This is a genomic window from uncultured Sphingomonas sp., from assembly GCF_913778135.1.
In the GTDB taxonomy this organism is placed as follows: Bacteria; Pseudomonadota; Alphaproteobacteria; order Sphingomonadales; family Sphingomonadaceae; genus Sphingomonas.
This window is the reverse complement of sequence record NZ_CAJYVU010000056.1, coordinates 1-19,964: the sequence shown is the minus strand read 5'-3', so window position 1 is coordinate 19,964 and position 19,964 is coordinate 1. Positions and strand designations below refer to the sequence as shown.

25 protein-coding genes and 1 pseudogene are annotated in these 19,964 nt (G+C 69.3%); 19 read left to right on the top strand and 7 right to left on the bottom strand.

Going from position 1 to position 19,964, the window contains the following annotated elements; translation table 11 throughout:
- Window positions 1–56 precede the first annotated feature (56 nt).
- Together QZ847_RS05925 and katG are read left to right on the top strand one after the other, a co-directional pair.
- The gene (locus tag QZ847_RS05925; RefSeq protein ID WP_294191257.1) at window positions 57–335 is read left to right on the top strand and encodes a metal/formaldehyde-sensitive transcriptional repressor; all 279 of its coding nucleotides are present in this window, start codon (window positions 57–59) and stop codon (window positions 333–335) included.
- Between the two features lie 492 nt (window positions 336–827).
- The gene (katG, locus tag QZ847_RS05920; RefSeq protein WP_294354213.1) at window positions 828–3,095 is read left to right on the top strand and encodes a catalase/peroxidase HPI; all 2,268 of its coding nucleotides are present in this window, start codon (window positions 828–830) and stop codon (window positions 3,093–3,095) included.
- Window positions 3,096–3,181: 86 nt separating this feature from the next.
- Here the strand turns inward: katG and rlmJ are convergent, their stop codons facing one another.
- The 7 genes from rlmJ to QZ847_RS05885 form a co-directional block, all read right to left on the bottom strand.
- Window positions 3,182–4,015 (bottom strand): 23S rRNA (adenine(2030)-N(6))-methyltransferase RlmJ, encoded by an 834-nt coding sequence (rlmJ, locus tag QZ847_RS05915; RefSeq protein WP_294354263.1) that lies wholly within the window; start codon window positions 4,013–4,015, stop codon window positions 3,182–3,184.
- A 119-nt stretch (window positions 4,016–4,134) separates the two neighbouring features.
- The gene (locus tag QZ847_RS05910) at window positions 4,135–4,455 is read right to left on the bottom strand and encodes a hypothetical protein (RefSeq protein ID WP_294354210.1); all 321 of its coding nucleotides are present in this window, start codon (window positions 4,453–4,455) and stop codon (window positions 4,135–4,137) included.
- Between the two features lie 60 nt (window positions 4,456–4,515).
- Window positions 4,516–4,959, bottom strand: a complete 444-nt coding sequence (locus QZ847_RS05905; protein WP_294354208.1) for a hypothetical protein — start codon at window positions 4,957–4,959, stop codon at window positions 4,516–4,518.
- Entirely contained in the window at window positions 4,952–5,908 is a 957-nt protein-coding gene (locus tag QZ847_RS05900; protein WP_294354206.1) for a hypothetical protein, read from the bottom strand. The genes QZ847_RS05905 and QZ847_RS05900 overlap by 8 nt, the downstream gene beginning before the upstream one ends.
- A gap of 51 nt (window positions 5,909–5,959) precedes the next feature.
- Entirely contained in the window at window positions 5,960–6,874 is a 915-nt protein-coding gene (locus QZ847_RS05895) for an alpha/beta hydrolase (RefSeq protein ID WP_294354202.1), read from the bottom strand.
- Window positions 6,871–7,536 carry a TetR/AcrR family transcriptional regulator gene (locus tag QZ847_RS05890; RefSeq protein ID WP_294354201.1) on the bottom strand — a complete coding sequence of 222 codons (666 nt, stop codon included), beginning with the start codon at window positions 7,534–7,536 and terminating at the stop codon, window positions 6,871–6,873. Before QZ847_RS05890 ends, QZ847_RS05895 begins: the two co-directional genes overlap by 4 nt.
- 31 nt (window positions 7,537–7,567) lie before the next feature.
- A complete protein-coding gene (locus QZ847_RS05885; RefSeq protein ID WP_294354199.1) occupies window positions 7,568–8,863 on the bottom strand; it encodes a family 1 glycosylhydrolase in 1,296 nt (431 codons plus the stop codon).
- Between the two features lie 512 nt (window positions 8,864–9,375).
- Between QZ847_RS05885 and QZ847_RS05880 the strand changes: the two genes are divergently transcribed.
- The 17 genes and pseudogenes from QZ847_RS05880 to QZ847_RS05800 form a co-directional block, all read left to right on the top strand.
- Window positions 9,376–10,881, top strand: a complete 1,506-nt coding sequence (locus QZ847_RS05880) for an MFS transporter (protein WP_294354196.1) — start codon at window positions 9,376–9,378, stop codon at window positions 10,879–10,881.
- 205 nt (window positions 10,882–11,086) lie between these two features.
- The gene (locus QZ847_RS05875; protein ID WP_294354192.1) at window positions 11,087–11,638 is read left to right on the top strand and encodes a hypothetical protein; all 552 of its coding nucleotides are present in this window, start codon (window positions 11,087–11,089) and stop codon (window positions 11,636–11,638) included.
- On the top strand, window positions 11,635–12,963 hold the full coding sequence (locus QZ847_RS05870; RefSeq protein WP_294354189.1) for a terminase family protein: 1,329 nt from the start codon (window positions 11,635–11,637) through the stop codon (window positions 12,961–12,963). Before QZ847_RS05875 ends, QZ847_RS05870 begins: the two co-directional genes overlap by 4 nt.
- Window positions 12,964–12,973: 10 nt before the next feature.
- A complete protein-coding gene (locus QZ847_RS05865) occupies window positions 12,974–13,498 on the top strand; it encodes a hypothetical protein (RefSeq protein WP_294354187.1) in 525 nt (174 codons plus the stop codon).
- A 49-nt stretch (window positions 13,499–13,547) separates the two neighbouring features.
- Window positions 13,548–13,733 carry a hypothetical protein gene (locus QZ847_RS05860; RefSeq protein WP_294354184.1) on the top strand — a complete coding sequence of 62 codons (186 nt, stop codon included), beginning with the start codon at window positions 13,548–13,550 and terminating at the stop codon, window positions 13,731–13,733.
- A gap of 65 nt (window positions 13,734–13,798) precedes the next feature.
- Window positions 13,799–14,884 (top strand): phage portal protein, encoded by a 1,086-nt coding sequence (locus QZ847_RS05855; protein ID WP_294354182.1) that lies wholly within the window; start codon window positions 13,799–13,801, stop codon window positions 14,882–14,884.
- Window positions 14,881–15,207, top strand: coding sequence for a DUF6127 family protein (locus QZ847_RS05850; protein WP_294354180.1), 327 nt, complete (start codon window positions 14,881–14,883; stop codon window positions 15,205–15,207). The genes QZ847_RS05855 and QZ847_RS05850 overlap by 4 nt, the downstream gene beginning before the upstream one ends.
- Entirely contained in the window at window positions 15,195–15,575 is a 381-nt protein-coding gene (locus QZ847_RS05845; RefSeq protein ID WP_294354177.1) for an HK97 family phage prohead protease, read from the top strand. Before QZ847_RS05850 ends, QZ847_RS05845 begins: the two co-directional genes overlap by 13 nt.
- Window positions 15,576–15,675: 100 nt before the next feature.
- A complete protein-coding gene (locus tag QZ847_RS05840; RefSeq protein WP_294354175.1) occupies window positions 15,676–16,674 on the top strand; it encodes a phage major capsid protein in 999 nt (332 codons plus the stop codon).
- Window positions 16,675–16,789: 115 nt separating this feature from the next.
- The gene (locus QZ847_RS05835) at window positions 16,790–17,329 is read left to right on the top strand and encodes a hypothetical protein (protein ID WP_294354172.1); all 540 of its coding nucleotides are present in this window, start codon (window positions 16,790–16,792) and stop codon (window positions 17,327–17,329) included.
- Window positions 17,326–17,544: a hypothetical protein gene (locus QZ847_RS05830; protein WP_294354171.1), complete on the top strand. Its 219-nt coding sequence runs from the start codon at window positions 17,326–17,328 to the stop codon at window positions 17,542–17,544. Before QZ847_RS05835 ends, QZ847_RS05830 begins: the two co-directional genes overlap by 4 nt.
- 12 nt (window positions 17,545–17,556) lie before the next feature.
- A complete protein-coding gene (locus QZ847_RS05825; RefSeq protein ID WP_294354167.1) occupies window positions 17,557–17,970 on the top strand; it encodes a DUF3168 domain-containing protein in 414 nt (137 codons plus the stop codon).
- Between the two features lie 58 nt (window positions 17,971–18,028).
- On the top strand, window positions 18,029–18,451 hold the full coding sequence (locus tag QZ847_RS05820) for a phage major tail protein, TP901-1 family (RefSeq protein WP_294354165.1): 423 nt from the start codon (window positions 18,029–18,031) through the stop codon (window positions 18,449–18,451).
- 44 nt (window positions 18,452–18,495) lie between these two features.
- A complete protein-coding gene (locus QZ847_RS05815) occupies window positions 18,496–18,789 on the top strand; it encodes a gene transfer agent family protein (RefSeq protein ID WP_294354163.1) in 294 nt (97 codons plus the stop codon).
- Entirely contained in the window at window positions 18,790–18,996 is a 207-nt protein-coding gene (locus QZ847_RS05810) for a phage tail assembly chaperone (protein WP_294354159.1), read from the top strand.
- The gene (locus QZ847_RS05805; RefSeq protein ID WP_294354156.1) at window positions 18,989–19,558 is read left to right on the top strand and encodes a tail tape measure protein; all 570 of its coding nucleotides are present in this window, start codon (window positions 18,989–18,991) and stop codon (window positions 19,556–19,558) included. Before QZ847_RS05810 ends, QZ847_RS05805 begins: the two co-directional genes overlap by 8 nt.
- 61 nt (window positions 19,559–19,619) lie before the next feature.
- Window positions 19,620–19,964, top strand: a pseudogene (locus tag QZ847_RS05800) (TIGR02217 family protein); the annotation flags it as partial.

The window sequence follows — 19,964 nt, the reverse complement described above, 5'->3', positions numbered from 1 at the left end:
ATGGACGCCACATACCTATCCGGGGTATAGGATCAACCCTCTAAACCGGAGGCGGCATGAGCCACGTCGAAAAAGAGAAAAAGAAGCTGCTCAACCGGCTGAAGCGCATGCGTGGACAGCTCGAGGCGATCGAGCGTGCGGTTGAAGAGGACAGAGAGTGCGCGCGCGTGCTGCAACAGGCGACAGCGTGCCGCGGTGCACTCGACGGCTTTATCGCCGAGGTGATCGAGGATCATATCCGCGAACATCTGATCGACCCGGCCTCAGCCGCCGACAGTCCCCGACGTGCCGCAGCCGAGGAACTGGTCGAGATCGTTCATGCCTATCTGACGTGATTCCTCCAACACGGCTTATCAAATCTGGAGCGTGCCAAACCTGTCAGGAGCTGCGGACGTATATCTGGGTCCGCATTATTTGTCGTTCCTTTATGGCAGTTTTACATCGCAATGGCCGTGCTCTGATTATGGTGCGCCAAGTTCGTTTGAACATTACCGGCACGATGTCCTGTCTTCTTGGGACGGCAGTAATCTTCTTCGTGCCGCCCTACATCTTGCGAAATGACTCGGCCGCTTACCGCTGGTGGCATTCGGCCGCTCGCTCCGCTCCGCTCGCCCGCTCGCCATGCCGGGCACGTCATGACGCGATGACAGCGAATTTAGCGAACCAAGATGCGTCCACCGCGTTGGAGGCTGATGTGGATCAATCCAGCGATTCAAGAAGTGCCTGCGTATGTCTGTGTCCAGAGGCTCGACATCGAGAACGGGCACGGACTGATCGCAGCGTCGACGTTCTAACCCGAACACCTGCTTCAACACCGAGGATCGATGATGGAAGACTATAAGGACGTACTGGCGGGCAAGTGTCCGTTCGGCGGCGACCGGCTGGGCGGGGCGTTCGGCAGCAAGCCGACGTTGCAGGACTGGTATCCCAACCGCCTGCGGGTCGAGCAGCTGCACCGCAACGGCCCGCGCGCCAATCCGCTGGGCGAGGAATTCGACTACAAGGCCGCGTTCGAGGCGATCGATCTTCAGGCGCTCAAGGCCGAGATCAAGCAGTTCCTGCAGACATCGGTGTCGTGGTGGCCGTCCGATTACGGCAATTACGGTCCGCAGATGATCCGCATGGCGTGGCACGCGGCGGGCACCTATCGCATCGCCGACGGGCGCGGCGGGGCTGGCGAGGCGATGCAGCGCTTCGCGCCGATCGACAGCTGGTGGGACAATGGCAACACCGACAAGTCGCGCCGGCTGATCTGGCCGATCAAGCAGAAATACGGCGACGCGCTGTCGTGGGGCGACCTGATGGTGCTGGTCGGCAATTGCGCGCTCGAGATCATGAACTTCCCGACCTACGGCTATGCCGGCGGGCGGCACGACGCGTGGGAGGCGGACGACGCGACCTATTGGGGTCCCGAATACGTCAACATGTCCACGGTCGAGTCATTCGACAAGATGACCGACCGCTCGGAGCGGTGGCGGGGTGAGAACGGCGACGCGGACTATGACTTGGAACAGCCGCTCGCCGCGACCAACCAGGCGATCATCTACGTCGATCCCGAAGGCCCGAACAAGAGCGGCGACCCGCTCGAATCGGCGCGCGACATCCGCATCGCCTTCACGCGCATGGCGATGAACGACGAGGAGACGGTGGCGCTGATCGCGGGCGGGCACGCCTTCGGCAAGAGCCACGGCATGGTCGCGCCCGACCGCATCGGCGCGCCGCCCGAGATGGCGCCTATCGAGCAGATGGGGCTAGGCTGGCACAACCCGCAAGGGCAGGGCAACGCCGAGAACACGATGACCAACGGCATCGAGGGCAGCTGGACCCCCGATCCGACGACCTGGGACAACAGCTACCTGGAGAACCTGTTCAAATACGAGTGGGAGCAGACCAAGAGCCCGGCGGGCGCGCTGCAATGGACGCCCAAGGACCCGAACGCGCCGCGTACCCCCGACGCGCATATTCCGGGCAAGACGCACCCGCTGATGATGATGACCAGCGACATCGCGTTGAAGGACGACCCCGTCTATCGCCCGATCTGCGAGCGGTTCCTGACCGATTTCGATTACTTCACGCTGCAATTCTCGAAGGCGTGGTACAAGCTGACGCACCGCGACATGGGCCCGAAGGAGCGGTACCTGGGCGAAGAGCGGACGATCGAGGACGATCTGCTGTGGCAGGATCCGATTCCGCCGGTCGACCACCCGCTGATCGACGCGGGCGACATCGCGCAGTTGAAGCAGGCGATCCTGAATAGCGGCGTGTCGGTGTCCGACCTCGCGTTTACCGCCTTTTCGGCTGCGTCGACCTACCGTGACACCGACAAGCGCGGCGGGGCGAACGGCGCGCGGATCGCACTCGCGCCGCAGAAGGACTGGGCGGTCAACCGGCGCGCGATGCCGGTGATCGAGCGGTTGCGTGGGATCGCCGACGATTTCAACGCGAGGTCCGCGGGCGGCAAGCGCGTCTCGCTCGCCGACCTGATCGTACTGGGCGGCTGCGCGGCGGTGGAGCGCGCGGCGGCGGACGGCGGGCACGCGGTCGACGTGCCGTTCACGCCCGGGCGGATGGACACGACCGACGACCGCACCGACGCCGACAGTTTCGAGTGGCTGCGCCCGATGGTCGACGGCTTCCGCAACTATGTCGACGACCGGTTCGAGGACGTGACCGGCGGCAAGATCGCGCCCGAGCAGATGTTCCTCGATCGCGCCAACCTGCTGGCGCTCAGTGCGCCTGAGTGGGCGGTGCTGACCGCGGGCTTGCGCGCGCTCGGCGCCAATTGGGATGGCTCGGACACCGGCGTGCTGACCGAGCGTGCCGGCACGCTGTCGAACGACTTCTTCACCGTCGTGACCAGCATGGATTACGAATGGGCGAAAAGCGACGGTGACACGTTCGCGCTGCGTGATCGCGACAGCGGCGACCAGCGCTACACCGCCAGCCGCTGCGACCTGATCTTCGGCGCGAATTCGCAGTTGCGCGCGATCAGCGAGGTCTATGCCGCGTCGACCGGCGAGGCGCGCTTCGTGCGTGATTTCGTCGCGGTGTGGAACAAGGTGATGATGGCTGACCGCTACGACACGCACCAGTGACGAGCGGGCCGGGGCGGGTGTCGCACCTGCCCCGGTCGCCGCTTCGATCTCTACGCAACCGCGCGTGGGCGGGTTGCGAAGCAGGGTTACGCTGTACCCAGCCAATTCGCGCTGAGCTCGCCCCGATGCCCCTCGGGCGCGAGCGCATTACGCAGCGCGTCGAGCAGCGGCGGCAGCGCTTGCGTGAAGGCGTAGGGCGGGTTGACGATGAACAGTCCTGCGCCGTTGTACACGCCGGGTTGATCGTCGTCGTACAGCCAGTGTTCGATCGTCAGGAACTTGGGAATGGCGAGTGCGCGCATCTCGTCCGTCCAGCGGCGATGCGCGGCACGGTCCTTTAGCGGATACCAGATCACCGTCACGCCGTGCCCCCATTTGCGCTGCGCGAGCGCGAGGGTGGCGGTGATGCGCGCGCGCTCGTCGATTTGTTCATAGGGCGGATCGACCACCACCACGCCGCGCGCCGTGCGCGGCGGCACCATCGCCAGCCAGAGTTCGTAGGCGTCGCGTTCGTGGACGGCCGCGGGCGTGTCGCGCATCGCCGCGCGCAGCGTGCGCGCGTCGTCGGGATGCTTTTCGTTGAGGATCAGGGCGTCCTGCGGGCGCAGCAACTGCGCCAGAACGCGCGGCGACCCGGGGTAGAGGCGCAGGTCGCCCGCGGCGTTCACCGCCTGTACCGCAGCGCGGTACTCGTCGAGCAGGGCGTTCTGGTCCGCGAAGGCGCGCAGCACGCCGTGGACGGACTCGCCGGTGCGTTGCGCCTGGTCGCCCTGGAGGTCGTACAGCCCGCAGCCGGCATGCGTGTCGATCAGGGTCAGCGCGCCCTCTTTCTGCTGCAACGCCCGGACGAGCGCGATCAGCAGCGCGTGTTTGACGACATCGGCGCTGTTGCCGGCATGGAACGAATGACGATAATTCACGGTGACACCGAAACTTTGTTGATCGACCCCGTACACGACGACGGGCGCAATTGCCGAGTGCGGGCGATCGATCGCCCCACGCAACCAATCAGCTCCAAGCGACCAATCAGCCCCAAGCTTCAATTGCCCTGAGCATCGACGGTGAACACCATCGGCTTGCCGCGCGACATCGGCTCCCAGCCGGCCGACAAGGCGGCGCGCACGCATCGTGCGATCGTCGCGTCGTCGAGTTGCAGCCGGCCGCGGGGCAGGCCTTTCAGAAGCCGCTTGGGCGCGGGAAATTCGACCCATGCCGCGCGCTTCGCATTGTGCGCGACCAAGGCGATCGTCATGCCCTTCCAGCCCTCGTCATCGGATTCGTGCGGCTCGCGCTGGAGGTGCCAGTCGTAGGCGACCCCGTCGACGGTGACGGTGCCCGCCGTGCTCTGTGTTTTCGACATGGCGTCCGCCTATCATGCCGGGCGCGTCACGGCACCGCCCGGTGTTGGGGTCGGGTTACGTCAGTGGCGAAGACACATGCGGTCGTGGAGTTGCGCGAACTCCGCGCCGCCGTCGTCGAGCGCGCCAAGACCTGCCAGCCCGAGATAGACGAAGCGTCGGGGCTGGTTATTCGGTGTGGACGCGACCAGCCCGCAGGTCGCCTGCGCGGCGGCGTTGCCGGGCGCCACATCGACGAGGGTGGCGCCCGCCGGCAGGCCGAGCGCGCGCAGGATCGCCCGGTCGGTCGCCGACGCGTCGCGCGCAGCCGACGCCACGGTGTTCGTCGGGACGGCTGCCGGTGCGAGACTGCGCTGCGCGAGCGGTGGGGCGTCACCCTCGCGTACGATAACCACTCCATCGGTGGGCGGTGCCGCCACCTGTCGCCTCGCCGCCCAGAAGAAGCCGGCGGCGAGGGCGAGGGCCAGCACGATCAGCACGGCGACGCGCGGTGTGGCGTTAGTCATCGATGTTGCTCGCTTCCCCGAGCCAATTGGGCGCGGCATGCGCGAGTTCGCCGTTGCGCGCGAACGCGGCGGGCCCGTCCGATGCGCCTTGCAGCTTCCACATGAACCAGGCGGTGGGATAGCCGAGCATCGGCTGGACACCGATGTTGCACGCGCCGGGCAGTCCGCCCGCAGGACAGGCGGGATCGCCCTCGATCTCGTTGTGGCTGCCGAGCGCGACCATGCCCATCACCTTGTCGACGCGGTTAGAGACCGGAAGGTAGTAGCCGAGGTTCACCGGCAGCGGCGAGACGGGGTCGAGATTGCCGCCGACGAAGAAGATCGATCCGGCGGTCACCCCGGTCAGCGCGCCGGGTGCGATCGCGCAATCGACGATGAGGCAGACGACGCGCTCGGGCGTTTCGATCGGCACGAAGGTCTTGAACGGGCTGTTGCCGAGCGAGAACAGCTTCACCGCGGTTGCCGCACCTTGCGAGTGACCGGTGAGCCCCAGCTTTTCCTCGTCGATCCGGTTGTGGAACACGCTGCGCGGATCATTGTCCTGCGCCTTGATATACGCCGCCACGTCGCGAACGGTGTCGCCGTTGCCGCTATTGCCGTCGCGCGAGCGGATGACGACGAAGCCCCAGCTCGCCAGATGGCGCAGGAAGAAGCCGTTCTTCTGTGCCGGCACGCTATCGGCCGTGCCGTTGGCGAAGACGATCACCGGGTGGCGGAACCCGCCCTGCTGGCCGCGAAGCGGATTGCTGCCGAGATCGGCCGGGTACCAGATGTCGCACAGATTGCCCTCGCGGTCGCAGCCTTGCGTCGTCGCGGTGGTGGTCGTCGCCCACGGGCCATCGGCGGCGTATTTCTGCTCGATCGCGCCCGTCGGCTGGTATGATGCGGCCGATCCGGGCGCGGCGCACAGGCACGCGAGCAGGCTTGCCGCGACGATCTTCCAGTTCATCCTCTCTCTCCTTCGTGGCGCCGCCGCGCTCGGTGGCGCGGCGGTCGTTTTCTAGCGATGCGCTGGTGGCTCCTCGTTCTCGCGCGAGCGGTGCGCGCCTTGATCGACCCAGCCGTGAAGCGCGAGCCAGTCGGCAAAGGCGCGGCGCCAGTAGAGGCTGGTGGCGCCCTCGCGTCCCATGCCGAAGCCGTGGCCGCCGTTCTGATAGACGTGCAGCTCGACCGGGCGATCGGCGGCGCGCCAGCCGGCGGCGAGATTGTAGCCCTGGCGACCGAACAGCGGATCGTCGGCCGCCATCGCGATGAACAGTGGCGGCGCGTCGGCGGGAACGGACATCGCCTTCATCGACGGATAGATCGCGCCGATCAGGTCGGGGCGCGCGTCCGCCGCGTTCGGCTGGACGAGCGACAGCGCGGTCATCGCGCCGGCCGAGAAGCCGAGCACGCCGACGCGGGCCGGGTCGACGCGCCACGCGGCCGCGCGCGCACGCACCAGCCGCAGCGCGGCGCGCGCGTCGGCAGTGGCGGCATCCGGCACCGCCAATTCGACGCGCCCGGCCTGCGCCATCGCCGCGGCGATGCGCTGCATCATCGCGACCTGGAAGTCCGCCGCGGCGGCGGGGGTCGGCTCGAGCCGGTATTTGAGCACGAAGGCGGCGACGCCGTGCGCGGCCAGCCATTCGGCGACGGGCCAGCCCTCGTTCTCCAGCGACGCGACCGCGAAGCCGCCGCCGGGCGCGACGATCATCGCCGCGCCGGTCGCGAGCGAAGGATCGGGCAGAAACGGCGTCAGCGTCGGATGCGCGGTGTTGCGCGCGGTCGCCTGTCCGTTGAGCAGGAACCAGCTCTCGTCGGCGCGCTGTTGTCCGTTGGGGGTGTAGACGAGCGGGATCGCGCCCGCGGGCGAGGGGTCGTCGATCGGCGCGAAAGGCGCGGGGGCCGCACCCGGATCGCTCAAGCGCGTCATTTTGCGAGATCGACCAATTGGCGGATGCTGCCGGTGGGCGCGGCGCGGCCGAGCACCTGGCCGAGCAGCGCGACCGCGTCCTCCATGCTGCCGGGACCATCGGTGAACGAGCGGCCCATCGTCATGCCGCGCACCGCCCAGACGCTCATGCGGATCACCGCCATCTCGGCCGCGGTCACCTCGGCGTGGTGGAAGTAGTTCTGCGCGCCGCGCCGCTCGATCTCGAGCTGCATCGGACGCGTGAGTTCGGCGAGGTCGGCGTCGCTGCGCGAGGCGACGAGGATCTCCATCACCGCGACGCCCGAGGGGCGCGAGAACACCTCCCACAGGATCTGGGGCCAGTCGCTTGCCCGGAGCGCGCCGGGGCGCTCGCTGGCGAGCCGGGTGTAATGCGCGATTTCCTGCTCGAACACCCAGCGCACCACCTCCGCCATGAAGGCGGCGCGGGTGGTGAAATGATGCGTGATCGCACCGCGGCTGACGCCCGCCTGATCGGCGATCGAGGCATTGTTGGCGCCGGCATAGCCGTGGCGGTCGATCATCACGACCGCGGCCTCGAACAATGCCGCGCGCGTCTCGGCGGTGCGCTGCTCCTGCGTGCGGCGCGGTCGCCTGGCGTTGTCGGAGCGGGCCTTATCGGTTTCGGCAGGCGGCGGGTTCATGTTCAATGCCGCTGTTCGCGCGCTCATTGCCTTAGGCCACGCCGAGCGGCGTGCCGCCGGTCAGGTGCGGCGTGGATTGCTCCTGGATGTCCGCACCGAACCCGTTGGCGCGGGCGATTGCTCCGTAGGCGAGCGCGGACGGCTTGATCCGGCGTTTCTGCGTGGTGCGGTCGACGCCGATCAGTCCGAACTTTGGGCCATAGCCCGCCATCCACTCGTAATTGTCGAGCAGCGACCAGTAGCAATAGCCGCGCACCTGAACACCGTCGGCGATCGCGCCGTGAAGCGCGGCGAGCGATTCCTCGACAAAGGCGGCGCGGCGCGCGTCGTCGTCGCCCGAGAAGCCGTTCTCGGTCACCAGGATCGGCGTGCCCGTCTGTTCCCAGACAAAGCGGCACACCTCGGCGAGTGCCTGCGGCCGGTCCTCGTAGCCCATGACGGTCAGCGGGTGATCGGGCTCCGGGCTGTGGCTGCCGTCGCGGCGCGAGGTGGTGCGGGTGTAGGTCTGCACGCCGATGAAGTCGTCGCCGCGCACCGCGTCGAGGAAGGGCGTCACCATCTTCGCGATCCGCGCGGCGCGCACGGCCTCCGCGCCCGGCTCGGCCTGCTCATCCTGCAGCGACAGCGTGATGCCGACCTGGATGTCGGGGGCCGCGGCCTTGATCGCGTCGCGCGCGGCGGCGTGCGCGCCGAGTCCGTTTCGCAACAGTGCCTCGCCGGGCGTGAAGAGAAAATTGCTGGTGATCGGCGCGCCGAGCGTGGCCTCCGCCGCGGCTTTCTTTGCCGGACCGTCCTCGCCCGCGAACAGCCCGGTCGCGACGTCGTCGATGATGAGCGGCACGTTCAGCTCGTTCATCGTGCAGGCGTAAGCGATACCCCGAAGCGCCCGCGCGGCATGGTCGCAGTAGCGCGCGAACAGCGCGGGGAAGGCGTCGGACATCATCCCGCCACGCCGCGCGACCCAGAGCGGAATAGTGAAATGACTGAACGTCACGATTGGGACGATACCGCGCTGGAGACACGCGTCGATGCAGCGCTGGTAGTGATCGAGTGCGGCCTGCGAGAAAATGCCTTCCTGCGGCTCGATCCGCGACCATTCGATCCCGAAGCGGTAAGCGCCCAGCCCGATGGCGGAGAGCAGCGCCATGTCGTCGTCGAAGCGGTTCCACTGGTCGACCGCGTCGCCCGACGGTTCCTTGAAGATGGACGGTTGCGCGTGTTCGAGCGCCCAGCAGTCGCTGTTCCAATTGTCACCCTCGACCTGATGGCCCGCGGTGGCGGAGCCCCACAGGAAGCCGATTGGGAAGTGGCGGCGACCATTATTCACGTGTAAATTCCCGGGTGAGGCATGGGTCGAACCTTGCGCTCGATAGCGACGCCGATGCGGCGACGTGTGTCGTCGGCGAGCGTCTGCGCGTATCGAGCGTGCGAGAGGCGTGGATCGAAGAAGCGAAGGGCTTGTAGGAGCGGTCGCGCATGAACGCGCTCAGCGATGTCGCGGTCGGCAGCGTCACGGGCTTGCCGATGCTGACGGTCGCCGGTGTGTGACAGCACTCGCGCTGGATCGGGCGCGCTCCTTGTTTGCCGTCACGATGTCTCTCCCGATCCGGCGATCGCGCCGGTTGTTGTCATCTGATCTTCAAGCAAACATACTGTCAAGACCGCAAGTGTGTTGACGAGGGTAGTGCCACGGAGCAGGATCACGACAGGAGAGATGTCGTTCGCAAGCCCCTGGACGATCCCGACAGCTGACGCATGCAGCAGGTTGAGCGCTGATCGGCAGTCGGGCGGTGGGGCAGCGTGCGGTTGAGCCCTTCTCCGCAGGCCGGGAGGGTTTGAATGACCACGATCGCTTCGTCCGACAGCAAACCGGCCGGCGGCAGGGGCGCGGGGCGTGCGCTGCCGAAGCTGGGGGTCGGGCAGAAGGTCGGCTACGCGACCGGCGCGGTGCTCGACGGGGTCGCGTCGCAGGCGATCAACATCTTTCTGTTCTTCTACGCGACGGCGGTCTGCGGTTTGCCCGCGGCGCTGGTGGGGTTTGCGCTGGCGGCGGGGCTGGTCGTCGACGCGGTGGTCGACCCGCTGATCGGATCGGCGTCGGACGCGTTGCGCTCGCGATTCGGGCGGCGGCTGCCGTTCATGGCGCTGGGCTTGCCGGGCACGATGCTGTCGCTCGTCATGCTGTTCTCGCTGCCCGCCGGCTGGCCGACGGGCAGGCTGGTCGCGTGGTTGACCGCGGCGTCGATCGGGCTGCGCACGTCGATCTCGCTGTTCGTGCTTCCGTACAATGCAGCCGGGGCGGAGTTGAGCGACGATTACGACGAGCGATCGTCGATCGCGGCGTGGCGCTGGGGCATCGGCATGCTGGCGGCAATGGCGACGGTGCTGCTGGGCTTCGGCGTGTTCCTGTCGGGGCCGGGCGGGCTGTCGCAGCGCGGTGCCTATCTGCCGTTCGCGGCGACGCTGGCGGCGCTGGTCGCGGTGGGCGCGGGCGCGTCGATGTGGTCGCTGCACCGGATGGCGGCGCGCCAGCATGTCGCGGTGGCGGGCACGGACGCCGCGCACCTGCGGCTGCTGCGGCAATTGGGCGAGCTGTTCCGCAACGCGTCGTTCCGCACGCTCTTCCTCGCCGCACTGCTGCTGTTCACCGCGTCGGCGATCCATTCGACGCTCGGCATCCATGCCAACACCTATTTCTGGCGCATGTCGTCCGAGCAGATCCAGGTCGTGACACTGTCGCTGTTCGGCGGGCTGCTGCTGGGCGCGCCGCTGGCGGGGCCGATGCTGCGCCGGCTGGAGAAGCGCACGATGCTGGTGATCGGCGTGATCGGGCTGGGTAGCGCGCTTGCGGTGCCGACGACGTTGCGACTGATCGGCGTGCTGCCCGACCGCAGTGGGCCGCCCGTCGCCCTGCTGGCGGGCGCGATCCTGCTCGGCGGGATGTTGATGGCGACCGCGGCGATCGCCTTTGCTTCGATGATGGCGGACGCGGCGGACGAGCACGAATATCTGTTCGGCGGGCGGCAGGAGGGGCTGTATTTCGCGGGCTGGGCGTTCGCCAGCAAGGCCGCGTCGGGGTTCGGTTCGCTGATCTCGGGACTGGCGCTGCAGGTGATCGGATTTCCGGCGGGCAGTAGCGGGGCGCACGCGGCTCCGGTGGGGGCGGCACCGTTGCAGCTCCCGCCCGGCACGGTGACCGCGATCGGTGTCATCTACGGCCCGGTCGCGGGTGTGCTGGCGCTGGCGGCGGCGGTGACGTGCCTGTTCTATCGCCTGGATGCGACGCGGCACGGCGAGATCCTGCGCGCGCTGGCGGAGCGTCGGGGCGATGCGTCGCGCAGCTGAGCCGCCGCGTCAGGGTGGAAGAAGTGCTTGACAGCGTAACGCTGTTTGTGTACAAAACAAGAACATCGAGATGATGCGACGACGGGCCGGGCGGCTGGGGTGACACACTCCGCTGCACCGGCCCGTTGCCGTTGTGGCGCGCTGGCCGAGGCCGGTTGCCTCGTCGCACCTGCGTGCCGCGCTCGATGTAGATGGGGGAGCGGCGATGGATGACGGGGGGACGGGCGGCACGCTGGTGCTGCGCGCGGGCAATTCGCGGCTGGTGCAGAAGGTTCGTGCCCGCCGCACGGGTTTGACCGATGCCAGGCGATCGCGCTTCATCGAGGTGCTGGCCGCGACGTGCAATGTCCGGCTTGCCAGTCAGGCCGCTGAAATGGATTACAGCCTGGCCTACCGGGCGCGGCGCAAGGATGCGGCTTTCGCAACCGCGTGGGACGAGGCGCTGGCGAGCGGCTATGCCCGGCTGGAGACGGAGGCGCTGCGCTACGCGCTGGAGCGGCTGCCGGACGCGATCGACCCTGAGGCGATGCCGGAGGATGACGAACGCGCGCGCGCCATCGTGGCGGGAAGCCAGGTCACCCGGCTGGTCGAACGACGCGCGAGCGACGCCGATCTGCGTTTCGTGCTGTCGATGCTGGGCCGGTACGCGCGCGGGACGGCGGGAGGCACGATGCGCGTCGCGCCGCCGAGCGAGGCGGATACGGATGCGCGGCTGACGGCACTGCTCGACAAGCTCGAGCGGCAGAGCGCGCGGTGAGCGGGGCGGGGGAGGAGGAGCCGCCTGCCACGCCGGCCGAGCGGCTGGCGCGGCTATCACCGGCCGCGCGCACGCGCATCCTGCGGCAATTGCCGGTCGGACACCGCCGCGAGCTGGCGGGGCGCTGGTCGCTGCGCGCGCACGAGGGCCAGTTGGCGCCGCCGGGAGACTGGCAGGTGTGGCTGATCCGCGCCGGGCGCGGCTTCGGCAAGACGCGCGCAGGCGCGGAATGGGTCAATGCGGCGGCGCGCAGCGCGGCGGTGCGCGTGGCGCTGGTCGGCGCGACGATCGAGGATGCGCGCCGCGTCATGGTGGAAGGGCCGAGCGGGGTGATCGCGGTGGCGGGCGCTGACGCGGCCGTCGTGTGGAAGCCGACGGCGGGCGAGGTGCGCTGGCCCTCGGGCGCAGTGGCGACGGTCTATTCCGCGGCGAACGCGGAATCCTTGCGCGGGCCCGAGCACCATTTCGCCTGGGCCGACGAACTCGGCAAATGGAAGGGGGTGGAGGCGTGGAACAACCTGCTGATGGGGCTGCGGCTGGGGAATGATCCGCGCGCGCTGGTGACGACGACGCCGCGCACGACCGCGCTGATGCGGCAGGTGATGACCGCGGCGGGCACGGTCGAGACGCGCGGGGCGACGCGCGACAACCCGCATCTGCCGGCGCGGTTCGTGTCGGCGATGGAGGCGGCGTACGGCGGGACGCGGCTGGGGCGGCAGGAGCTGGAGGGCGAGATGATGGCGGACGTGGTCGGCGCGCTGTGGACGCGCGCGTTGATCGACCGGCAGCGAGTGCGCGCGGGCGCGGTGCCGGTACTCCGGCGCGTGGTCGTGGGGGTCGACCCGCCGGCGAGCGCGGACGGCGACGCGTGCGGGATCGTCGCGGCCGGGCTGGGCGTCGACGATTGCGGCTATGTGCTGGAGGATGCGAGCGTTGCGGGTGCCTCGCCCGATGCCTGGGCGCGCGCGGTGGCGGGATGCGCGGCGCGGCACGGCGCCGACCGGATCGTCGCGGAGAAGAACCAGGGCGGCGACATGGTCGGCGAGGTGCTGCGCGCGAAGGATGCGGCGTTGCCGGTGACGCTGGTGCACGCGAGCCGCGGCAAGTCGGCGCGCGCCGAGCCGGTCGCCGCGCTCTACGAAGTGCGACGGGTGTGGCACGCGGGCGCGTTCCCGGCGCTGGAGGACGAGCTGGCGGGAATGCAGGCGGGCGGCGGGTACGAGGGGCCGGGTCGATCACCCGACCGCGCCGACGCGTGCGTGTGGGCGCTAAGCGCGCTGATGCTGGATGCGCGTGGGCCAGCGAGCGTGCGGGTGCTGGGGTAAGGAAGCGCCGTTGCCGCTGTACGACGAGGCTGGCATCGCATCGGTCATGTTCGTGTCCACGCTTGATCTGACGGGAGAGGTGGCAGTTGATCGGCTGACCGGCGATGGCGAGTTCATCGCACGCGCGGCGATCGGGTATGACGACGTGGAAGGGACGACCTATTCCGCGTTCGTGGCCTTGTCCCCGTTGACAGGCTATGCCGACATTCCGGGCTACGAGCTGGTGTTCAACATCACTGCGGCCGATGCGGGCGGCGACGTGATGGCGTATTGGGATGGGGCAGATACGCAGCACCTGCTTATCGAGCCATACTTGAGGGCCGAGGTGCGCTCGCTTATATGTACGCTCGTGGACATGTTGATTGACGACGTGGAGCCGCCGCTCGTAAGCATGGTCACGCAGGTGGCGCACCTGCCGCCCGCGGCGTTAACGAAGTACCATCAGATATGTGCGATCTTCGCTGGCAAGGGATATAGAGCCGGTAAATCGAATAGCTGGAACGGCCAGCATACGTGGATGATGGAACGCGCGTGAGGAACATCGGCGCGCTCGAGATATTGAATGGCCTGAAGGAAAGGCAGAGATGACAGCCCCGCTCAATCGCGATCAGCAGAACGAATTGATGAAGAACGCCAAGGCGCGTCATGATGCGCGCTTCGCGGCGTGGGTGTCCAATCGCGTGGTGCGCGAGACGCTGTCGCGGCCGGCGCCGGGACAGGACGATCAGCCGCGTTATGAGCGAGAGACACGCCGGATCGCCTGCGGCTGATCCGGCGCAACGCATCTTCTTGAAAAGCCCCGCTTCGGCGGGGCTTTTTCGTTTGGGGGTAAAATATGGCATGGTTCGGGTGGAAGCCCGGGCGCGAGGGGTCGCGTCCGGTGTTGTCGCGCGTGTTGGGCGGCGGGGTGCGCGTGGAGGTCGGCGAATGGCCCGCGTCCTATGAGGCGCAGGTGCGCGCCGGTTACTGCCGCAACGCGGTGGCGCAGCGCGCGGTGAAGCTGGTGGCGGAGAGCGTCGGGGGTGCGCCGCTGAACGTCGCGGACGAAGCCTTGCGCGCGCTGGTCGCGCGACGCGGGTTGATGGAGACGGTGGCGGCGCAGTTGCTGCTTCACGGCAATGCGTTCGTGCAGATCGGGCGGGGTGAGGATGGGCGCCCAGCGGCGTTGTTCGCGCTGCGGCCAGAGCGGGTGAGCGTCGAGCCCGACGCCAGCGGCTGGCCGGCGGCGTATCGCTACACCGTTGCCGAGCGGGTGACGCGGTTGCCGGCGGAAAGCGTGATCCACGTGCGCGCGTTCAATCCGGTCGACGATCATTACGGGCTTGGCTGCCTGGGTGCGGCGTCGGGTGCGATCGCAATCCACAATGCGGCAGCGGCGTGGAACAAGGCGCTGCTCGACAATGCCGCCCGGCCATCGGGCGCGCTGGTGTACGACGCGGGCGACGGTGCGACTCTGTCGGCGGAGCAGTTCCGGCGGTTGAAGGAGGAGATGGAGGCAGGGTTCCAGGGCGCGGCGAACGCGGGGCGGCCGATGCTGCTGGAGGGTGGATTGAAGTGGCAGGCGATGAGCCTGACGCCCGCCGACATGGACTTCGTGGCGACGAAAGCGGCGGCGGCGCGCGAGATCGCGCTGGCGTTCGGCGTGCCGTCGATGCTGCTCGGGCTGCCGGGCGACAGCACGCACGCGAACTACAAGGAAGCGAACAAGGCATTGTGGCGGCTGAGCGTGCTGCCGCTGGCGGGGGCGATCCTGTCGGCAATGCGCGAGGGGCTGGCCGAGTGGTTCAGCGATGCGGTGCTGGAAGTTGACATGGACATGGTGCCCGCGCTGGTCGAGGACCGCGAGCGGTTGTGGCGGATGGTCGCGGCGGCGGATTTCGTCACGCGCGACGAGAAGCGCCAGATGGTTGGCTGGGCATGAGCGCGGCGGGGGCAAGCGGAGCCGCGGGCGTGCTGGCGCAACTGATGGCGCAGGCCGGGGAGCGCGGGGCCGACATGGCGACGTTGCGCGCGATCGCGGAGGAAGCGGGCGAGCTGGGCGCGACGCGCGCGCTGACGCTACTGGGGCTGGCCGATGCGGCGGCGGGCGCGGATGTCGCCGAGCTGCGCGAATTGCTGAAGGCGTGGCGCGACGCGAAACGGTCGGCGTGGAAGGCGTTGATCGCGTGGGTGGCGCGGATGGCGTGCGCGTTGCTGCTGCTGGGGCTCGCGGTGAAGCTGGGCTTCGGCGAGTGGGTCAAGTGATCCGCGTCGAGGGCTATGCCGCGGTGTTCGATGCGCCTGATCGCGCGGGTGACGTGATGCGCAGCGGTGCGTTCGCGGGCGTGGGTCAGGTGCCGCTGCTGGTGCAGCATCGCGGGGGTGCGGTCGGGCGGATCGAGGCAATTGGTGAGGATGCGCGCGGACTTCGGGTGACGGCGGTGGTCGCGGATGCCGGGGTGGCACGGCTGGTCAGTGCGGGTGCTTTGCCGGGGCTGTCGGTCGGGTACCGCGCGCGCGTGGTGCGCCGCGGTGCGTGGCGCGAGATCCTGCGCGCCGACCTTGCCGAGGTGAGCCTGGTCGCGGTGCCGATGCAGCCGGCGGCGCGGGTGGAGCGGGTGAGCGCCGCCTAGGGAGTTCCCGGTCATTTCTGGTTCGGGCGGGGCGGATGGCCTCGTCCTGATGGCCTCGTTCGCGCTTGCGGGCGGGGTCTTTTCGTGTGGGAGAATGTGCATGAACGACGTGGTGGTGCGCCCGGTGCTGGACGGTGCGCGTGAGGTGGCGGGTGCGTTCAACGGCTTCGTCCGGTCGGGCGCGGTGATCGAGACCAAGGCGTTCACCGGGGTGATCGGGGATGCCGGCGGCTACGCGATCCCGAAGGAGATCGACGCGGTGATCGACGCGACGCTGAAGAGCGCCAGCCCGATCCGCAGCATCGCCAGCGTGGTGCAGGTGGGGTCGGCGGGATATCGCAAGCTGGTGACGACGGGGGGTACGCCGTCGGGCTGGGCAGCGGAGACCGATGCGCGGCCGGCGACGGCGACGCCCGTCTTCGCCGAGATCGCGCCGCCGATGGGCGAGCTGTTCGCCAACCCGTCGGCGAGCCAGGCGATGCTGGATGATGCATTGTTCGACGTCGAGGGCTGGCTGGCGGGCGAGATCGCGGCGGAGTTCGCCAAGGCAGAGGGCGCGGCGTTCGTGAACGGCAACGGCGTCAACCGTCCGCGCGGGTTCCTGCAAGCCGCGACGAGCAATGCGGGCGACGCGACGCGCGCCTTCGGGACGCTGCAATATCTGGCGAGCGGAGCGGCGGGCGATTTCGGCAGCGGCGCGCCCGAGCGGTTGATCGACCTGGTGCAGTCGCTCCGTGCGCCGTACCGGCAGGGTGCGTGCTGGGTGATGAACGCGTCGACCGCGGCGCGCATCCGCAAGTTCAAGACCGCCGACGGGCAGTTCCTGTGGCAGCCGAGCCTGACGAGCGGACAGCCGGCGACGCTGCTCGGTTACGCAGTGGTCGAGGCGGAGGACATGCCCGACATCGCGGCGAACAGCCTGTCGATCGCGTTCGGCAACTTCAAGGCGGGATATCTGATCGCGGAGCGCAGCGAGACCAACGTGCTGCGCGATCCCTATTCGAACAAGCCGTTCGTGACCTTCTACGCGACCAAGCGTGTCGGCGGGTGCGTGTCGAACAGCGAGGCGATCAAGCTGATGAAGTTCGCCGCGGCGTAAGTGCGGGCACCCCTGGATTGCCAAGGCGATCCAGGGAGATGCCACGGCGGGCAGCGGTGGCGGCACCGCCGCCTCCGTCTGACGGCGCGGCTGAAGAGAGCACGGGGGTGCGGCAATGACGGTGACGAACGGGCCCGGCGCAGCGGCGCTGGGCGGGGAGGATCGTGCGTCGGCGGTGGCGGCGATCAAGGGGCAGCTGCGCGTGGCGAGCGGCGAAGAGGACGGGCTGATCGCGGGCTATGCGGAGGCGGCGCTGGGCGTGGCGGAGCAGTTCCTAGGGCAGGTGCTGATCGCGCGCGAGGCATCGGTGGTGGTGGAGGCGGGTGCGGCGTGGCAGCTGCTGCCGCTCGTGCCGGTGTCGGCGATCACCGCGGTGGTGGCGGCGGGCACGGCGCTGCCGATCGCGGATTACGCGGTCGACGTGGATGCGGAGGCGCGCGGCTGGGTGCGCACGGCGCGGCGGGCGAGCGTGACGGTGCGTGCGGGGCTGGCGAGCGACTGGGCCGGGCTGCCGGTGGCGGTTCGGCAAGGCGTGGTGATGCTAGCGGCGCACCTGTTCGAGCATCGCGGCGGCGAGGCGCCGGTGCCAGCGGCGGTGACCGCGCTGTGGCGGCCGTTCCGCCGGCTGGCGCTGGCCCGCGCGGTGCATGCGTGAGCGGCGGGTTCGAGCAGCAGCTGCAGCGCGAGGCCGAGCGGCGTGCGGCGCGCGCGGTTGCGAGCGTGATCGCGCGGTTGGCGGCGCGGTTGCGCGACGTGCCGGGCGTGGTGGTCGAGGCGAAGGACGGTCGCGTGGGTGTGAGCGCGCCCGCCTTGCATGCGCGGCGCGTCGAGGAGGCGGTGCTGCGCGATGTCGCGGCTTGGGTGCGGTGACGGGAGGGGCGGATGGGTGAGGGGAGCGCGATCAACGGCGGGATCGGGGCCGCAGCGGCGGTGCGCGCCGGTGTGCTGGCGCGGCTGCGGGCGATCGGCGGCGTGAACGGCGTGTGGGAGGGGGCGGGGGTGAGCGCGGCGGTGCCGTTCGTGCTGCTGGGCGACGTGGTGGCGAGCGACTGGAGCACCAAGGACGCGATGGGGCGCGAGCTGCGCATCGCGGTGACGGTGCGCGACCGCGGGGACTCGCCGGCGCGCGCGGGCGTGTTGGCGACGGCGGTCGAGGCGGCGGTGGCGGGTTTGCCGCGCGAGCTGGACGGCTGGCGGGTGGCGAGCGTGGTGCTGCTGCGGTCGAGCGTGGTGGCGAGCGGCAAGGGCCAGTGGGCGGCGATGGTGGATCACCGTGTGCGGGTGTTGGCGGGGTGATGGATGGGGTGAGGGATGCGTCCTTCGTGAGGCGCACACACTTGTTAAGGAGGAAATGATGGCGGTGGAGAAGGGGTCGGCGTTTCTGTTGAAGGTCGGGGATGGCGGCAGTCCGGTGGCGTATCGGACGGTGGCGGGGCTGCGTACGACGCAGGTGTCGGTGAACGGCGAGGCGGTCGCGGTGACGAGCAAGGATTCGGGCGGGTGGCGCGAATTGCTGTCGGGCGCGGGCGTCAGGCACGTCAGCGTGTCGGGCGCGGGCGTGTTCACGGGGTCGGACGCGGAGTTGCGCGTCAAGTCGAGCGCGTTAGCGGGCACGATCGACGATTACCGGCTGACGTTCGAGAGCGGCGAGGCGATGACGGGGCAGTTCCTGGTCACGCGGCTGGACTATGCCGGGGATTACAACGGCGAGCGCAGTTACACGCTGTCGCTGGAAAGCTCCGGTCCGATCCTCTCAAGCAATGTGGTGAGTTCGTGAGCGCGGCGAGTTCCCTGCCCGCCAACCCTGCCCCTGCAAACCCGATGAGGGGGGAGGCGGCGTTGCGGGTCGGTGGCGCGGCGCTGCTGCTGCGCCCGACGTTCGCGCGGCTGGTGGCGGCGGAGGGCGAGTTGGGATCGCTATTCGCGCTGGTCGAGCGTGCGTCGGATGGGCGCATGACGCTGGCCGAGATGGTGGCGCTGTTCTGGCACTGCCGCCACGACGCGCCCGAAGCGGTCACGCGCGAGCGGTTGGGCGAGGCGGTGGCGGAGGCCGGGCTGGCGGCGGTGACGCCGGTGCTGAAGCTGCTGCTGCGGCAGGTGCTGTCGGGGCGCTAGGTGGCGGGTGATTTCGCGCTCGCCGCGCGGCGGCTGGCGGGGGTGGCGAGTGTCGCCTGGGGCTGGTCGCCCGACGCGTTCTGGCGCGCGACACCCGACGAGGTGGCGGCGCTGTTCGAGGCAATGACGGGCGGTGCGGAAGATGCCGGCGTGCCGCTGGACGGCGACATGCTGGCGCGATTGCGGGAGCGATATCCGGATGGATGAGGAAATCGAGCGGCTGGTGATCGGCGTGCGCGCCGACACCGCGGGGTTCGCGCGCGACGTGGGCGAGATGCGCGCGGCGCTGGACGGACCGTTTGCGGCGGGCGCTGACCGTGCCGGGCGCGCGGTCGAGACGGCGCTGGCGCGTGCGGTCAGGACGGGAAAACTGGGGTTCGACGATCTGCGCGGAGTCGCGCTGTCGGCACTGTCGGAGATCGCGCAGGCGGCGGTGACGGCGGGGAACGGCAGCCTAGGCGTTGGCGCCGAGGGTGCGGCGGGTAGCGGATTACTGACCGGATTGCTCGGGCTGCTAGGCTTGCCCGGACGCGCGACGGGCGGACCGGTGTCGCCGGGGCGGGCATACATGGTGGGCGAGCGTGGGCCGGAGGTGTTCGTGCCGACCGCGAGCGGACAAGTGGTGGCGAACGGCGCAAGCAGCGGCACGCGCGATGTGCGGGTGGCGATCACGCTCAACGCGCCCGCCGGTGCCGCGCCCGAGGCGATGGCGCGATCGAGCCGGCAGGTGGCGCGCGCGGTGCGGCGGGCGCTGGAAGACGCGGGCTAATTGAGGGCGTTCGCGATCCGGGTTGGCGGCCTGGTTGATGACAGCAACGAGGGAGGGGCGGGTGACGACAGGGTTTCACCTCCATGCCGCGCGTGGGGGACAGGCGACGGGGTTGGTGTCGCGGTTCGATCCGGTGTTCTGGACGGTTAACTTTCCCCGGCCGATGATGGCGGCGGTGACGACGATCGCGGCGGATGCGCTGCGAGTCGATGCGGTCTTCTATCGGTGCGACGATCTGGCCGGGCTGATCTGGGAGAGCGTGGACCGGCACGATCACGTGCTGCTGGGGTATGAGACGCGGCGCGACTATCGCGATTGCCGGCTGTCGTTCCGGTGGCGATCGTCGGGCGTGCTGCCGCTCGATGCGGTGAACGGCCCGGTGCTGACGATCGAGGGGCGCGACGCG

Coding starts and splice junctions, on each gene's coding strand:
- QZ847_RS05925 (WP_294191257.1), top strand. CDS start 57: ATGAGCCACGTCGAAAAAGAGAAAAAGAAGCTGCTCAACCGGCTGAAG.
- katG (WP_294354213.1), top strand. CDS start 828: ATGGAAGACTATAAGGACGTACTGGCGGGCAAGTGTCCGTTCGGCGGC.
- QZ847_RS05910 (WP_294354210.1), bottom strand. CDS start 4,455: ATGTCGAAAACACAGAGCACGGCGGGCACCGTCACCGTCGACGGGGTC.
- QZ847_RS05905 (WP_294354208.1), bottom strand. CDS start 4,959: ATGACTAACGCCACACCGCGCGTCGCCGTGCTGATCGTGCTGGCCCTC.
- QZ847_RS05900 (WP_294354206.1), bottom strand. CDS start 5,908: ATGAACTGGAAGATCGTCGCGGCAAGCCTGCTCGCGTGCCTGTGCGCC.
- QZ847_RS05895 (WP_294354202.1), bottom strand. CDS start 6,874: ATGACGCGCTTGAGCGATCCGGGTGCGGCCCCCGCGCCTTTCGCGCCG.
- QZ847_RS05890 (WP_294354201.1), bottom strand. CDS start 7,536: ATGAACCCGCCGCCTGCCGAAACCGATAAGGCCCGCTCCGACAACGCC.
- QZ847_RS05880 (WP_294354196.1), top strand. CDS start 9,376: ATGACCACGATCGCTTCGTCCGACAGCAAACCGGCCGGCGGCAGGGGC.
- QZ847_RS05875 (WP_294354192.1), top strand. CDS start 11,087: ATGGATGACGGGGGGACGGGCGGCACGCTGGTGCTGCGCGCGGGCAAT.
- QZ847_RS05860 (WP_294354184.1), top strand. CDS start 13,548: ATGACAGCCCCGCTCAATCGCGATCAGCAGAACGAATTGATGAAGAAC.
- QZ847_RS05855 (WP_294354182.1), top strand. CDS start 13,799: ATGGCATGGTTCGGGTGGAAGCCCGGGCGCGAGGGGTCGCGTCCGGTG.
- QZ847_RS05850 (WP_294354180.1), top strand. CDS start 14,881: ATGAGCGCGGCGGGGGCAAGCGGAGCCGCGGGCGTGCTGGCGCAACTG.
- QZ847_RS05840 (WP_294354175.1), top strand. CDS start 15,676: ATGAACGACGTGGTGGTGCGCCCGGTGCTGGACGGTGCGCGTGAGGTG.
- QZ847_RS05835 (WP_294354172.1), top strand. CDS start 16,790: ATGACGGTGACGAACGGGCCCGGCGCAGCGGCGCTGGGCGGGGAGGAT.
- QZ847_RS05825 (WP_294354167.1), top strand. CDS start 17,557: ATGGGTGAGGGGAGCGCGATCAACGGCGGGATCGGGGCCGCAGCGGCG.
- QZ847_RS05820 (WP_294354165.1), top strand. CDS start 18,029: ATGGCGGTGGAGAAGGGGTCGGCGTTTCTGTTGAAGGTCGGGGATGGC.
- QZ847_RS05815 (WP_294354163.1), top strand. CDS start 18,496: ATGAGGGGGGAGGCGGCGTTGCGGGTCGGTGGCGCGGCGCTGCTGCTG.
- QZ847_RS05805 (WP_294354156.1), top strand. CDS start 18,989: ATGGATGAGGAAATCGAGCGGCTGGTGATCGGCGTGCGCGCCGACACC.